General features: G+C 68.1%; 11 protein-coding genes. 1 reads left to right on the top strand and 10 read right to left on the bottom strand.

Annotated elements, in window-relative coordinates:
- Positions 1 to 64: 64 nt before the first annotated feature.
- The 3 genes from AC3B6A_RS14180 to AC3B6A_RS14190 all read right to left on the bottom strand — a co-directional run bounded on the left by AC3B6A_RS14180 (position 65) and on the right by AC3B6A_RS14190 (position 4,009).
- Complete coding sequence (locus AC3B6A_RS14180; RefSeq protein WP_488397849.1) at positions 65 to 1,423, bottom strand: DUF1329 domain-containing protein; 1,359 nt, start codon at positions 1,421 to 1,423, stop codon at positions 65 to 67.
- 41 nt (positions 1,424 to 1,464) lie between these two features.
- Positions 1,465 to 3,312 carry a DUF1302 domain-containing protein gene (locus tag AC3B6A_RS14185; RefSeq protein WP_488397850.1) on the bottom strand — a complete coding sequence of 616 codons (1,848 nt, stop codon included), beginning with the start codon at positions 3,310 to 3,312 and terminating at the stop codon, positions 1,465 to 1,467.
- A gap of 133 nt (positions 3,313 to 3,445) precedes the next feature.
- The gene (locus AC3B6A_RS14190) at positions 3,446 to 4,009 is read right to left on the bottom strand and encodes an RBBP9/YdeN family alpha/beta hydrolase (protein ID WP_488397851.1); all 564 of its coding nucleotides are present in this window, start codon (positions 4,007 to 4,009) and stop codon (positions 3,446 to 3,448) included.
- A 359-nt stretch (positions 4,010 to 4,368) separates the two neighbouring features.
- Here AC3B6A_RS14190 and AC3B6A_RS14195 point away from each other — a divergent pair, with 359 nt between their 5' ends.
- Positions 4,369 to 5,373 carry an AraC family transcriptional regulator gene (locus AC3B6A_RS14195; RefSeq protein ID WP_488403601.1) on the top strand — a complete coding sequence of 335 codons (1,005 nt, stop codon included), beginning with the start codon at positions 4,369 to 4,371 and terminating at the stop codon, positions 5,371 to 5,373.
- Between the two features lie 1,236 nt (positions 5,374 to 6,609).
- Here the strand turns inward: AC3B6A_RS14195 and AC3B6A_RS14200 are convergent.
- From AC3B6A_RS14200 to AC3B6A_RS14230, 7 genes are all read right to left on the bottom strand, one after another.
- A complete protein-coding gene (locus AC3B6A_RS14200) occupies positions 6,610 to 7,620 on the bottom strand; it encodes a YeiH family protein (protein WP_488397852.1) in 1,011 nt (336 codons plus the stop codon).
- Positions 7,617 to 7,952 carry a Rieske (2Fe-2S) protein gene (locus AC3B6A_RS14205; protein WP_488397853.1) on the bottom strand — a complete coding sequence of 112 codons (336 nt, stop codon included), beginning with the start codon at positions 7,950 to 7,952 and terminating at the stop codon, positions 7,617 to 7,619. The genes AC3B6A_RS14200 and AC3B6A_RS14205 overlap by 4 nt, the downstream gene beginning before the upstream one ends.
- A complete protein-coding gene (locus tag AC3B6A_RS14210) occupies positions 7,949 to 8,611 on the bottom strand; it encodes a DsbA family protein (RefSeq protein WP_488397854.1) in 663 nt (220 codons plus the stop codon). Before AC3B6A_RS14210 ends, AC3B6A_RS14205 begins: the two co-directional genes overlap by 4 nt.
- Positions 8,608 to 9,897: an MFS transporter gene (locus tag AC3B6A_RS14215; protein WP_488397855.1), complete on the bottom strand. Its 1,290-nt coding sequence runs from the start codon at positions 9,895 to 9,897 to the stop codon at positions 8,608 to 8,610. The genes AC3B6A_RS14210 and AC3B6A_RS14215 overlap by 4 nt, the downstream gene beginning before the upstream one ends.
- 90 nt (positions 9,898 to 9,987) lie before the next feature.
- Positions 9,988 to 11,040 carry a beta-keto acid cleavage family enzyme gene (locus AC3B6A_RS14220; protein ID WP_488397856.1) on the bottom strand — a complete coding sequence of 351 codons (1,053 nt, stop codon included), beginning with the start codon at positions 11,038 to 11,040 and terminating at the stop codon, positions 9,988 to 9,990.
- 45 nt (positions 11,041 to 11,085) lie between these two features.
- Positions 11,086 to 11,934, bottom strand: coding sequence for a TauD/TfdA dioxygenase family protein (locus tag AC3B6A_RS14225; protein ID WP_488397857.1), 849 nt, complete (start codon positions 11,932 to 11,934; stop codon positions 11,086 to 11,088).
- A gap of 11 nt (positions 11,935 to 11,945) precedes the next feature.
- A complete protein-coding gene (locus tag AC3B6A_RS14230; protein WP_488397858.1) occupies positions 11,946 to 12,926 on the bottom strand; it encodes a quinone oxidoreductase family protein in 981 nt (326 codons plus the stop codon).
- Positions 12,927 to 13,026 lie beyond the last annotated feature (100 nt).

Here is a 13,026-nt window from a genome sequence, read left to right on the forward strand (position 1 = left end):
CCTCGCAAGGCAGCGGCGGCCCGGCCGGGCCGCCGCTTTCATCAAAGGGCGCGAGCGCCCACCGTCAGCGGATGCCGCTGCCGGCCAGGGCCTCGGGGGACCACTGGGTCTTGGCCAGCGGATCGATGTAGCTGATGCCGCCGTACGGGCCGACGACGCCGTTGATGTTGTACGAGCCGGCGGTCAGGTCGTAGATCATGAACGGGGTGGCGTCCGGAATCTGCTTGTCGTAGCTCTGGCTGAGGAAGGCGAAGGAGCCGCGATAGAGCTGGCCGCGCGCGTCGTACTGGTCGGAGGCCACGGCCACCCAGCTGTCCTCGTCGAGGTAGAAGCGGCGCTTGGCGTAGATGTGCCGCGCACCGGGCTTGAGCGTGCCCTCGACCACCCACACGCGGTGTTTCTCCCAGCGCACGTAGTCAGGCGACAGGTGGTTGGGCGTGACCACCGGCTTGATGTCGCTGGCGTAGGTCAGGCGGTAGGTGTTGTAGGGCACGATCAGTTCCTGCTTGCCCACCAGCTTCCAGTCGTAGCGGTCCAGCGCGCCGTTGAAGACGAACACGTCGTCGTAGGTGCCGGCGCCGGCCATGCCCGGGTTCGGGGTGTCGTAGGCCAGATTCGGCGCCAGCTTCACGCGGCGCTGGCCGGGCAGGTACTGCCAGGCGCGGCGCGGCTGCTGCAGCGGGTTGGCGGCGTCCTTGAGCATCATCGCCTCGCCGGCGCGGCGCGCCGGGCCGCTGTAGTACAGCTTCATCTGGTAGTAGACCTCGGAGCCCTTCACCGGCTGGGTGAGGTCTTCGTACACCGGATAGTTGATGAAGGCCTGGCCGGTGGTGGCGAGGTTGGCGCTGCCCGAGGCGTCGACGTTCCAGGAGTCGTACTTGGCCTTGATGTTCACCCCCTGGTAGCGCAGCAGGAAGTTCCACATGGCCTCGGCGCCGCTCTGCGGGATCGGGAACGGCACGCCCGGCAGCGCGTTGTCGATGGCGGTGCCGCCTTCCAGGGACTGGGCGGTGACGGCGTTCTTCCGGCTGTTCTCCAGCACCGTCTCCGGCAGCGCGGCGCTGCGGTGGGTCGGGTAGACGTCGACGCGGAAGGTCGGATAACGCTTGGCCAGCTCGATGGTGGTGGCGCTCAGCTGGTTCTTGTACTGCTCGACGTTCTTGCCGTCGATCACCAGCAGCGGCTTGTCGCTGGCGAACGGGTCCGGGCGCATGCTGTCGCCGGCCTTGAAACCGGCCGGGGCGCTGGTCAGGCCACCGGCGTAGGCGGGAATAGAACCGTCGCTGCTGGCGGCCTTCTCGGCGCCGACCAGGGTCAGGGTGCTGCCCAGCTGGGCGGCATCCTGCGGGGAAACCGCGGCCTGGGCCGCGCCACACAGGGCCAGGCCGAGGGCCGTGGCGATCAGGGTAGGCTTGAAGTTCATGCTGTGTTTCTCCTGCTCCGGGTAGGGAGCCTGGGGTGAAATCAGAAAGTCGCCTTGAAGGAAGCGGTCACCATGCCGCGGTCCTTCAGCAGGGGCGCGAGGCCGCCTTGCGAGGTGATCTGCCCGGGGATGCACTGGTACTGCCCGTTGGCCCCGGGGGTGTTGTTGTCGTGGCCGCTGCCGCAGGTGTCGAAGGGACCGAAGGCGTCGACGTACTTCAGGTCGACGCGATACTTCTGGTGGAAGTCCGCGGCCATGCCGACCGAGTAGCTGCCGGCATCCTCGTTGCCGCCCAGCTGCACCGCCGAGTTGCCGTTGAGGCCGACGTTGTAGGCCAGCGGCATGGACAGGTCGACGCCGGGGAAGGCCTGGTACCAGGTCGGGGTGAAGTTGGCGGACATGGCGTAGGCATTGGTGGTGACCTTGTCCACGCCGTGGTAGCTGGAGTCGCCCTTGAAGGTCTGCTCGCCCTCGGTGACGTCGATCAGGTGGGTCAGGGTGCCCTCCAGCGCCAGCGACGAGGCGTCCCACAGCGGGGTGGCGCCGAAGGTCACCAGGCCGTTGAGCACCACGTGGAAAGTCTTGCCGCGGGCCAGGCCCGTGTCGCCGTCGCTGGGCAGCTCGCCGATCAGGTTGGCGCCGTTGATCAGGCCGTGCTGCGCCGCCGCGTAGAGGGTCGGGTTAACGGTGGTGAAGTTGCTCGCCAGCGGCATGTTCTCGCGGTAGTTCAGGTCCATGCCGACGCTCACCCCGCCGATCTCCTTCGACAGGCTGATGCCGTAGATGTCGATGTCGTCGGCGTAGGCGGTGAAGTAGTTCATCCCCTGCAGGCCGGCGAGGCCGGGCTTGTGCATGTTCGGCGCATCCACCAGCACCGCCGGCAGGGTGTCGGAGGTGTTGCGGTAGTAGAAGCCGAGGGTGCCGTCGAGCCATTCCGGGCTCCACTTGGCCATCACGCCGTAGTCGCCGGAGTTGTCCGGCTTGCGGTCGTGGCCGCGCGGCGCGCCGTAGAAGGCGTTGAGCGCCGGCAGCGGCAGCCAGAACACGTTGCCGCCGTCGTTGAGCATGTCGTAGGGGCCCATGTAGGTGCCGCCTTCGGGGAAACGCGAGTTCTCGAATTCGAGGAAGTACTGCGCGGCCAGGGTCAGCTCCGGGTTCACCGTCAGCGAGGCGGAGACCTGGTTGCGCGGCATGAACAGCTCTTTCGCCTCGGTGCCGGGCACGTTGTACAGCTTGCCCAGGTCCAGGGCCGACTGGCCGTAGTTGATGCCGTTGGCGGCGCTGAACAGGGTCTCGCCCCAGTAGATGGTGTGGCGGCCGAGCTTGCCGCTGAGCTGCATGTCGTCGCCGACCTGGTGGCTGGCGAAGACGAAGGCGTCGAGCAGCTCGCCCGACGGGCCGTTGTAGTAGCGGTCGGCGAAGTTGCTCAGGCCGTGGGTCTGCGGCTGCGCGCCGGGCGGCGCGAGCACGGCGCCGCTGGCGGTGACCAGGTGGCCGGCGTTGCCCTTCTGGCCGGGGAACGGGTTGGCGGCGCCGACGTCGTCGTAGGCGTGGTCGTACCAACCGGCGGCGCTGAGGCGGAAGCCCATGCTGTCGCGGTAGACGAAGTCCAGTTCGCTGAGCAGGTCGAAGCGCTGGGTCACCGGGCTGCCGGAAGAGAAGTTGCGATCACCGTCGTTGGTGTTGGCGGTACCGGCGATCTTGCTGTTGGCCGCTTCCACCCGCTGCCCGTAGCTGAGCTTGACGGTGTTGTCGAAGCGGACCGAGATGTCCGGGTTGCCGGTGTCCAGCTCGAACGCCTGGGCGGCGGTACCGCCGAAGGCGCCGAGAATCGCGGTGGCCAGCAGGCAGCGGCGCAGGCGCCGCGGTGGGGTGCTCTGGTAGTGCATTCGTGTGCTCCGTTTTCTTGTTGTGGTCGGGACGCCATCCAGGCCCGTCCCGCGGCCTTCGCCCGCGCCGCTTTCAGGGCATGCGCGTGCCTGCCCCGGCGCCAGGCGCCGAGGTGCGAACTTGCATCGGGGATCAGCGATCCAGCATCTGGATCAGGGCATCCGCCTCCGGCCAGTCGCCGAATCCGGAAGCGGGGTTCATGTGGCCGACGCGGCCCAGCTCCACCAGGCTCGCGCCCCAGGTGTTGGCCAGGCGCTGCACCGCCTGCGGGGTGGCCAGCGGATCGTTGTCGCTGGAGGCCACCAGGCAGGGGAACGGCAGCGGCTGCCGTGGCAGGGGCGTCCAGCCGCGCTCGGCGAGGCTCTGCGCGCTCGGATAGTTGTCCGGCCACTGCGCCTCGACATCCGGCGGCGTCACCAGCAGCGCGCCCTTGATCGGCCGGTCGTGGCGGGCCGCCCAGTGGGCCACCATCAGCACGCCGGCGCTGTGGGCGACCAGGATCACCGGGCCGTCGATCTGCGCCAGCTCGTGCTGGATCGCGGCGACGCGGGCATCGAGGTCGAGCTTGTCGCCGGTCAGCGGCGGCACGCTGCGCGCCTTCGGCAGACGGGCCTGGAGATGGGTCTGCCAGTGTTCGGCCACGTGGTCGCGCAGACCGGGAACGATGAGGACGGTGGTGGATTCGTTGTGTTTCACCGGGTCACCTTGCAACTGTTTCGAACTCGTTGGAGCAGACAGTAGAGGCAGGGCGGCGGCGCTGCTTTGCATAGAACGTCAGGCACTTCGCAATTGATGACAGGGGCGACGCCATCCGCCACCCCGCGCCCGGGCCATATCCCACGCAGCGCGCGAGCCAGGGCGGCGCGATGACGCCCAACGGCGCTGGCCGATATACGAAAGTTCGTACACGCTTTATTGAACTCACCGATAGAATCTGTCGTCATCGACCAAGCCAAACGCGTGCTGGCAAGGGTGTTGAACCTGTCATTTCGTGACAGGCACCCGCCGGCGCGACGCAGCCACACAAGAACAAGAAGGCGACCGGTATGACCCCAATGGTTCGTATTGCGGCACTGACCAACTACCTGGAGGTGGCCCGCCACCTCGGCCTCAACCCCCAGCAGCAGTTCAGCCGGGCGGGCCTGACCCTGTCCATGCTGGAACACCCCGAGCAGCGCGTGCCGATCACCCCGGTGATCAGCCTGCTGGAGGAATCGGCCCGCGCCAGCGGCTGCGAGACCTTCGGCCTGCGCATGGCCGAATCCCGCCAGCTCGCCGACTTCGGCGTGATCAGCCTGCTGATCAGCCACCAGGCGACCCTGCGCGAGGCGATCGACACCATCGTCCAGTACCGCCACATGATCAACGAGTCGCTGGCCCTGTACATCGACCAGGAAGGCAAGACAGCGATCCTGCGCGAGGAAATCATCACCGTGCCGCCGATGCCCATGCGCCAGGGCATCGAGCTGGCCATCGGCACCCTCTACCGCCTCTGCGCCGCCCTCCTCGGCCCGCACTGGCGGCCGATCAGCGTCAACTTCAGCCACGACGCGCCGGCGGACCTGCAGGTGCACCGGCGCCTGTTCGGCTGCAAGGTCGAGTTCGGCAGCGAGTTCAACGGCATCGTGATCCCCGCGACCGACCTCGACGCGGCCAACCCCATGGCCGACCCGGCCATGGCCCGCCACGCGCGCAGCTTCGTCGAGTCGCTGCCCGGCGCCACCGAAGGCAGCACCCTGAACGAGGTGCGCAAGGCCATCTACCTGCTGCTGCCGATGGGCCGCGCGACCATCGAGCAGATCGCCCAGTCGCTGGGCCTGAACGTGCGCACCCTGCAGCGCCGCCTGGAGGAGAACGGCGTGACCTTCTCCGACCTGATCAACGAAGTGCGCCGCGAGCTGGTGCTGCGCTACATGGAGAACCCGCGCTACTCGCTCGGGCGCATCGCCGACCTGCTCGGCTACGGGATGCCCAGCTCCTTCACCCGCTGGTTCACCATGCAGTACGGCATGTCGCCGGCGGCCTGGCGGCGCGAGCATATCGGGCGGGAAACCGAGTGACGACGCACGCCCCCTGTAGGAGCGAGCTTGCTCGCGAACCCGCCTGACGCCGGCCCTGCCGGCGGATCGCGGACAAGGGCCAGTGCGTAGGGTGGACGTCGCTGTTTACATCCACCATGGAGCCCAGGCTGGACGCCGATGGTGGACATGAAAAGCGATGTCCACCCTACAGGGCTTTATGATCGGTGTTTCCGCGCCGCTTCGGCGTGTACTGGAACTTCTTGTTTCGCCCTCCCGGGCGAGTCCCTTTTGGGGCCCCAAAAGGAACCAAAAGGGCCCGTCCCGGCATCCGGGTCTTCGCTTCGCTCAGACTGCCCTCCTTCCGGTATTGCTCCGAGGGTCGGCGTACAAGGGCCGTCCCTGGCCCTTTACGCCTCTCGCGGCATCCATGCCGCTCGCCCCTCTGCGCAATACCTCCACTCGGCCTCCTGACGGGACTCTGCGCGTGCCGGATGTTTCGGTGTGACAGGCAGAGCTGCGGCTGAAGGATCGCTCTTCGTAGGATGGCGTGGAGCGAAGCGATACCCATCAGGTGGATAACGCTGCGCGTTATTCACCCTGCAAGAGCATCGCGGACGGAGGCTAGGCGCCCCCGTCTCTCCTACGAAAGCCGATCCCACCGTAGGAGCGGACTTCGTCCGCGATCAGCCCCGCTAAAGAGCTTCGCGGACAAGGTCCGCTCCTACACGAGCAAATCCCGGGCGCGCTGTGCTTTGGGATTTGGCTTTTGAAGACTTCCAGAGGAATCTCCGCGCGCGCCGGAGCGCCCCTTCAGGAGGCCGAGCGGAATCGGAGTTTCAGGGGTTGAGCGGCATGGATGCCGCGAGAGCGTTGTCGGGCCAGGGATGGCCCGTCAACGCGGGCCCCTGAAACTCCGATGGAGCGAGGGAACCCCGGCGAAGCCGGGGCCGGATGATGGGGCACAGACCTTTGCCTACTTTGGGTCGTTTGCCAAAGTAGGTCGCCCGAGGGGGCGAAACAAGAAGTCCCAGCACACGCCGAAGCGGCGCAGAAACACCCCAGCCCAAACAAAAGCCAAAAGCATCGCGGAGAAGCTCCGCTCCTACGAAAGCAAAGCGGTACACCCTGTAGGAGATCCGCCGGCAAGGCCGGCGTCAGGCGGGTTCGCGAGCAAGCTCGCTCCTACAGGTGTTCATCCGGCAGCATCGGTGCGATGGCGGGGCTTCGCGGACAAGGTCCGCTCCTACGAAAAGCCTCGCGCTGGAGCGGGCCCGATCAACCCGCCAGCCGCAACATCCCCAGCACCAGCCCCGCCAGGAACACCGTCTCCCCCACCATCAGCAGGATCGGCTTGATCCCCACCGTGGCCAGCGCACGCAGCTGGGTCTTCATGCCCAGCGCGGCGATGGCGATCACCAGGCACCATTGCGACAGCTTGCTGCCGCCCTGCTGCACCAGCGGCGCGAGGAAGCCGGTGCTGTTCACCGCCGCCAGCAGCACGAAGCCCACGGCGAACCACGGCAGCAGCGGCGGACGCTTGTCGCCCGGCTCGACGCCGCGGGCGCGGGTGATCATCGCCGCGCAGAGGATCACCGGCAGCAGCATGGCCACGCGCATCAGCTTGACCACCGTGGCGCTGTCGCCAACCTCCGGCGAGATGCTGTAGCCGGCGCCGACCACCTGCGCCACGTCGTGGATCGTGCCGCCGAGGAAGATGCCCGCCTGCAACGGCGGCAGGCCCAGCGCGTGGACGATCATCGGGTAGAGGATCATCGCCAGGGTCGACAGCGCCGAAACGCCGAGCACGGTGAACAGCGTGGCCTTCTCCTTCTGCGTGTGCGCCGGCAGCGCCGCCGCCAGGGCCAGCGCCGCCGAGGCGCCGCAAATGGCCGTGGCGCCGCCGGTGAGCAGGCCGAAGAGGAAGTTGAAGCCCATGGCGCGGGCGGCGGCGATGGACACCAGGATGGTCACGCTGACCAGCACCACCACCATCACCACCGGCTGCCAGCCGAGCTCGGCGATCTGCCCGAAGGTGATGCGGATGCCCAGCAGCGCCACGCCCAGGCGCAGCACCTCGCGGGCGGTGAACTCGATGCCGGCCTTGCACACGCTGTCGGTGGCGAGGAAGTTCAGCGCCAGCCCCAGCAGCAGGGCGAACAGCATCACCGGCGCGCCGTAGTGTTCGGAGAGGAAGGTCGCCGCGGCGGCGACCATGGCACTGACCAGCAGCCCCGGCAGCAGGGTGCGGCTGCGGCTGCCGAGTGCGGAAATGGCGGCGGCGCTCATGCGGGAACTCCTTCGGCGGTCGGCTCGTCGAGCAGCAGGAAGCACTGGTCGGCGCGCCACTCGATGGGGTAGCGGCGCACGCCGAAGCCCTTGATGCCGGCCGGGCAACCCGTGTCCAGGTCGAATTTCAGCCCGTGCGCCGGGCATTGCAGCCAGCGGCCGTCCAGGCGGCCGCCGAACAGCGAGGCCCCGGCGTGCGGGCAGCGGTCGTCGATGGCGTACAGGCAGCCCTCGACGTCGAACAGCAGGACGATGCCCTGCTCGTGGTGGATCAGGCTGCGGCCGCCGCGGGCGGGCAGCCGTTCGCTCGGGATGTGCAACGCGCGACTCATGCCGACAGCGCCTCCTGCCGGTCGAGGACCCGGTACAGCGCCGCGAGCAGCTGCTCCGGGCTCTGTCCGCCGAGGGCGAAGGCGCGGCCGTCGACGAGGAACAGCGGCACGCTGGAGTCCGCCAGGCCCACGCGGCGGCCGATGAAGGCGCGCGCGCCGTCGGCCAGCGCCTCCTCGAACTCATCCGGCAGGTAGTCGCAGGCGCGCAGCAGGCGGCGCAGGGTGTCGCGCTGGCCGATGTCCTCGCCGAGCTGGAAGTGCGCGCGGAACAGCAGCTCCAGCAGGCGCTCCAGCTGCGACTGGGTGCCCAGCTGGGCGGCGCGCTGGAACACGCGGTGGGCGTAGGTGGTGTTGGGCATGCTGCGGATGCGCTCGAAATCGATCTGCACCCCGGCCTGCAGCGCGGCGCCGTGGACTTCCTTCTGCCGCGCGCGCACCGCGCGCTTGCCGCCCAGGCGGCGCTGGTAGAACTCGGCGAAGGGCTCGCCCTCCAGCGGCACCTGGGGCAGCAGCTGCAGCCCCAGCCAGTTGACCCGCACGTTCAGCTCCGGACGCTGCCGGGCCAGCAGGCGCAGCGCGACGTCGAGGTTGCGCTTGCCGATCAGGCACCAGGGGCAGATGAAGTCGAAGGTCATGTCGAGGTTCAGCGTCGGCATCATGCGCCCTCCCCTTCGCCGTTCAGCCGGCGGATGTCGCTGTGGTAATGGCGGCGGGCGTAGAGGAAGACCAGCGCGGCGAGGATACTCAGCAGCGGCACGATCTGGAAGGCGCGGTCCAGCCCCAGGGCGTCGGCCAGCACGCCGGTGAGCAGCGGGCCGGGGGCCAGGCCGAGCAGGTTGTTGGCCAGGGTCAGGGTGGCGAAGGCGGTGCCGTGCACGGCCGGCGCGGTCAGGTTGGCGACCATGGCGCCGGACGGCCCGGAGGTGCCGGCGGCGACCAGCATGCCGAGGGCGATCAGGCTCAGCTGCACGGTGCCCGGCGGCAGGTGGAAGGCCACCGACAGCAGCAGGCAGCTGGTCAGGCAGAAGCCGATGGCGAGGACGATCTTGCGCGGCGGGTTGGCGCGGCCCAGGCGGTCGCAGAGGATGCCGCAGAGCACCATGCCGCTGCCGCCGACCAGCACGATCAGCGCCGAGATCAGCCCGGCCTTGCCGGTGTCCAGGTGGTAGTAGCGGTTCAGGTAGCTGGGAATCCACACCATCACGGCGGCGGCGACGAACAGCTGCAGGCCGCTGCCCAGGTAGGCGGCGATCACCGAGCGGCTGCCGAACAGGCTGCGCAGCGAGCGCCCGCCGGCCCCGCGCCGTGCTTGCGCGGCGGCCACCGGGGCGATGCGCTTCTCGCTCACCACCAGCGGGTAGAGCAGCGCCAGCGCCAGGCCGAACAGCGCCATGCCGGCGAAGGCCGAGCGCCAGCCCAGGTGCGCCGCGAGCATGCCACCCAGGCCCATGCCGAGCACCGAGCCGAACATGCCGCCGGCCATGAAGGCGCCGGTCAGGGTGGCACGCAGGTGCGCGGGGAACACCGAGATCACCACGGCAATGCCGACGCTGCCGTAGGCGGCCTCGCCGACGCCGACGAAGAAGCGCGCGGCGAACATCTGCGGGAAGCTCTGCGCCACGGCGCAGCCCAGGGTCGCCAGGCTCCACAGCATGGCCATCAGCGACAGGCTGCGCACCCGGCCCCAGCGGTCGGCGAGCAGCGACAGGGGGAAGGTCAGCAGGCCGACCATCACCGCGACGATGCCGCTGAGCAGGCCGAGCTGCGCGTCGCTCAGGGCCCATTCGACCTTGAGCAGCGGGAACACCGCGTTGAGCACCTGGCGCGACATGTAGTCGGAAATCAGCAGGCCGAAGGTCAGGGCGAAGACCACCCAGGCATAACGGCGCGGCACGCTGGGCTCGGTGGCGGGAATGTCGCCCAGGGCGACGGAGTGGATGGCCATGGCGCTAGATCTCCAGGCGGGTCATTGGATTCTTGTTGTTCTGGGATAAAAGCCAGTGCGGGTTACTGGCAGAACCCGCACTGGAGCCTGTCACGCGCGAAGCGGGACGGACTTCTGGCCCGGCTGGCGGTTGGGCGCCATGCCGTTCATGCGCAGGGTTTCCTCGACGCTGTCGTACTGCACGCCGATCTTGTAGATGGCGCGCGCTTCCTTGCCGCTGGCGACCTCGCGGCCCAGCTCGTGGGCGACGCGCACGCACTGCTGGATCTGCTCCACCGAGGTCATGCGCTGGCCGCCCTGGCCAATGATAGTGTCCTCGATGCCGCAGCGCGGGTGCAGGCCCATGGCCATCGCCATCATGTTGAACGGCAGGACGTTCTTCAGCAGCGACTCGGCGGTGACGGTGGCGCCGTCCGGCGCGCGGTGCACGAAGTTCATGAAGTTGAACGGGTTGGGGCCGTCGAAGCCGCCGCCGATGCCGATCCAGGTCAGGTTCAGCGGGCCGCGGTAGACGCCCTTGCGCACCAGGCGTTCGAGGGTTTCCAGGGCGTGCATGCCGGTGAGCTGGAAGTGCGGCTGGATGTTCGCCGCCTGCAGGCGCTTGAGGTGCTCCTCGACCCAGGCCGGACCGGCCGGCACGGTCATCTCGCTGTAGGCCGCCTGGTACAGCGGGTTCTCCAGGGAAGTACCTTTCAGGTATTCCGGATAGAGCAGCTCCATGATGTTCATCTGGGTGGTGTTGATCGCCACCGTCACCTGGTCCGGCTTCGGAGTCAGCTCGGCGAGCATGTGGCGGGTGTCGTCGGACAGCCACTTGGCCGCTTCGCCATCGCTTTCCGGGGCGAAGGAGATCGAGCCGCCGACCTGGATGATCATGTCCGGCACCGCTTCGCGCACGCCGGCGATCAGCTCGTTGAACTTGGACAGGCGCTTGGAGCCCTTGCCGTCCAGCTCGCGCACGTGCAGGTGCAGCACGGTGGCGCCGGCTTCATAGCAGTCCACGGCCTTCCGCACCTGCTCTTCCATGGTCACCGGGATGTCTTCGGGGAAGTCCTCGGGCATCCACTCAGGGCCGTAGGGCGCCACGGTGATGACTACCTTGTCCTGGTTTTCAGGGTGCAGGGAATCGTCGAAAAATTGCATGTCAGTCTCCGTAAATTGTTCTTGTAGAGCTCTTTTTTCCGAGAGTCAGAAGGGCTTGTCGCCGATGATTCCGGCGCGTTCCATCTGGCGCACGCAAGGCGGGTAGTCCATTACCGCGTAATGCTGGGTGCAGCGGTTGTCCCAGATCGCCACGCTGTTTTTCTTCCAGCGCCAGCGCACCTGGTATTCGGGGATGTAGGCCTGGCTGATCAGGTAGCGCAGCAGGTCGCTGGCGCCGGGGTTGGCGTCCTGGCCGAAGCGCACGTTCTGCGCGGTGTGGAAGTTGGTGAAGTGGGTGGTGAAGGCGTTGACGAACAGCACCTTCTCGCCGGTTTCCGGGTGGGTGCGCACCACCGGGTGCTCGGCGTCCGGGTACATGGCCTTGAGCGCCAGGCGCTTGTCGATCGGCATCGCCGCGCCGAAGCTCGCCTCGATGCTGTGGCGGGCGCGCAGCTCCGCGATCCTGCTCTTGATCTCGGCCGGCAGGTTCTCGTAGGCCAGCGCCATGTTCGCCCACATGGTGTCGCCGCCCACCGGCGGGCACTCCACGCAGCGCAGCACGCAGCCCAGGGGCGGTATCTCGCGCCAGGTGGCGTCGGTGTGCCAGGCGTTCTCGTAGCGGTCGTTGGGCAGGTCCGGGGTCTTGTAGATGCGCACCAGGCCCGGATGCTCCGGGTCGCTGCCGGCCACCGGATGGTCCTCCAGCTCGCCGAAACGGCGGGCGAAGGCGACGTGCTCGGCGCGGCTGATGTCCTGGTCGCGCAGGAACAGCACCTTGTGCTTCAGCAGCAGGCTGCGCATTTCCTCGAACAGTGCATCGTCACGGGCGGCATCGCCCAGGTTCACGCCGGAAACTTCAGCGCCGATGCTGCAAGTCAGTTGCTCCACGTGCATGGCGGATCACCTCAGATGACGAAGATCGACGAGCCGGTGGTCTTGCGCGATTCCAGGTCACGGTGGGCCTGTACCGCGTCTTCCAGGGCGTAGTGCTGGTTGATCTCGATGCGGATGTCGCCGTTGCCCACGTGGGTGAACAGCTCGTCCAGCAGCGCGGCCTTCTCCGCCGGGTCGGCGATGTAGTCGGCCAGCGCCGGGCGGGTGAGGAACAGCGAGCCCTTCATCGCCAGCAGCACCGGATCGAACGGCGGGATCGGCCCGGACGCGGTGCCGACGCAGACCATCAGGCCACGGCGCTTGAGCGAATCCAGGGAGGACATGAAGGTGTCCTTGCCGACGCTGTCGAACACCACGTCGACGCCACGGCCGTCGGTCAGCTCGCGCACGCGCTGGGCGACATCCTCCCGACCGTAGTTGATGACGTGCTCGCAGCCGTGGGCGAAGGCGATCTCGGCCTTGGCGTCGCTGGAGACGGTGCCGATCACCCGCAGGCCGAGCAGGCGCGCCCACTGCGAGACGATCAGGCCGACGCCGCCGGCCGCCGCGTGCAGCAGGATGCTGTCGCCGGGCTTGAAGTCGTGGATGCGGCGCATCAGGTAGGCCGAGGTCAGGCCGCGCATGGTCATCGCGGCGGCGGTCTCGAAGGCGATGCTGCCCGGCAGGCGGATCAGCGGCGCGGCGGGCACCAGGCGCTCGGTGCTGTAGGCGCCGAGGGTGTTGGTGAAGCCGGTGTAGGTGACGCGGTCGCCGGGCACGACGTTGCTCACGCCCTCGCCCACCGCCACCACCACCCCGGAAGCCTCCACGCCCATGCCGCTGGGCAGCGGCACCGCGTAGGTGCCGTTGCGGAAGTAGGTGTCCGCGTAGTTCAGCCCCACGGCGACGTGACGCAGGCGCACCTGCCCGGGGCCGGGCTCGCCGACCTCCACGTCCTCGTAGCGCAGGACTTCGGGACCCCCGGTCTCATAGAAACGAACCGCTTTTGCCATGCCGGATTCTCCAGTCTGTCTTGTTTTTCCAGCGGGCGGATGCCCATGGAACGGACTCTAGGCAGAGGGCCGGAAGGCCGCTTCACATCGAGCGACAGGG

The sequence above is a fragment of the Pseudomonas sp. B12(2026) genome (assembly GCF_057767015.1).

Bases quoted from the DNA above. Each gene is read 5' to 3' on its own strand.
- AC3B6A_RS14220 (WP_488397856.1), bottom strand. From the start codon at position 11,040: ATGCAATTTTTCGACGATTCCCTGCACCCTGAAAACCAGGACAAGGTA.
- AC3B6A_RS14195 (WP_488403601.1), top strand. From the start codon at position 4,369: ATGGTTCGTATTGCGGCACTGACCAACTACCTGGAGGTGGCCCGCCAC.
- AC3B6A_RS14205 (WP_488397853.1), bottom strand. From the start codon at position 7,952: ATGAGTCGCGCGTTGCACATCCCGAGCGAACGGCTGCCCGCCCGCGGC.
- AC3B6A_RS14185 (WP_488397850.1), bottom strand. From the start codon at position 3,312: ATGCACTACCAGAGCACCCCACCGCGGCGCCTGCGCCGCTGCCTGCTG.
- AC3B6A_RS14230 (WP_488397858.1), bottom strand. From the start codon at position 12,926: ATGGCAAAAGCGGTTCGTTTCTATGAGACCGGGGGTCCCGAAGTCCTG.
- AC3B6A_RS14225 (WP_488397857.1), bottom strand. From the start codon at position 11,934: ATGCACGTGGAGCAACTGACTTGCAGCATCGGCGCTGAAGTTTCCGGC.
- AC3B6A_RS14210 (WP_488397854.1), bottom strand. From the start codon at position 8,611: ATGATGCCGACGCTGAACCTCGACATGACCTTCGACTTCATCTGCCCC.
- AC3B6A_RS14180 (WP_488397849.1), bottom strand. From the start codon at position 1,423: ATGAACTTCAAGCCTACCCTGATCGCCACGGCCCTCGGCCTGGCCCTG.
- AC3B6A_RS14215 (WP_488397855.1), bottom strand. From the start codon at position 9,897: ATGGCCATCCACTCCGTCGCCCTGGGCGACATTCCCGCCACCGAGCCC.
- AC3B6A_RS14200 (WP_488397852.1), bottom strand. From the start codon at position 7,620: ATGAGCGCCGCCGCCATTTCCGCACTCGGCAGCCGCAGCCGCACCCTG.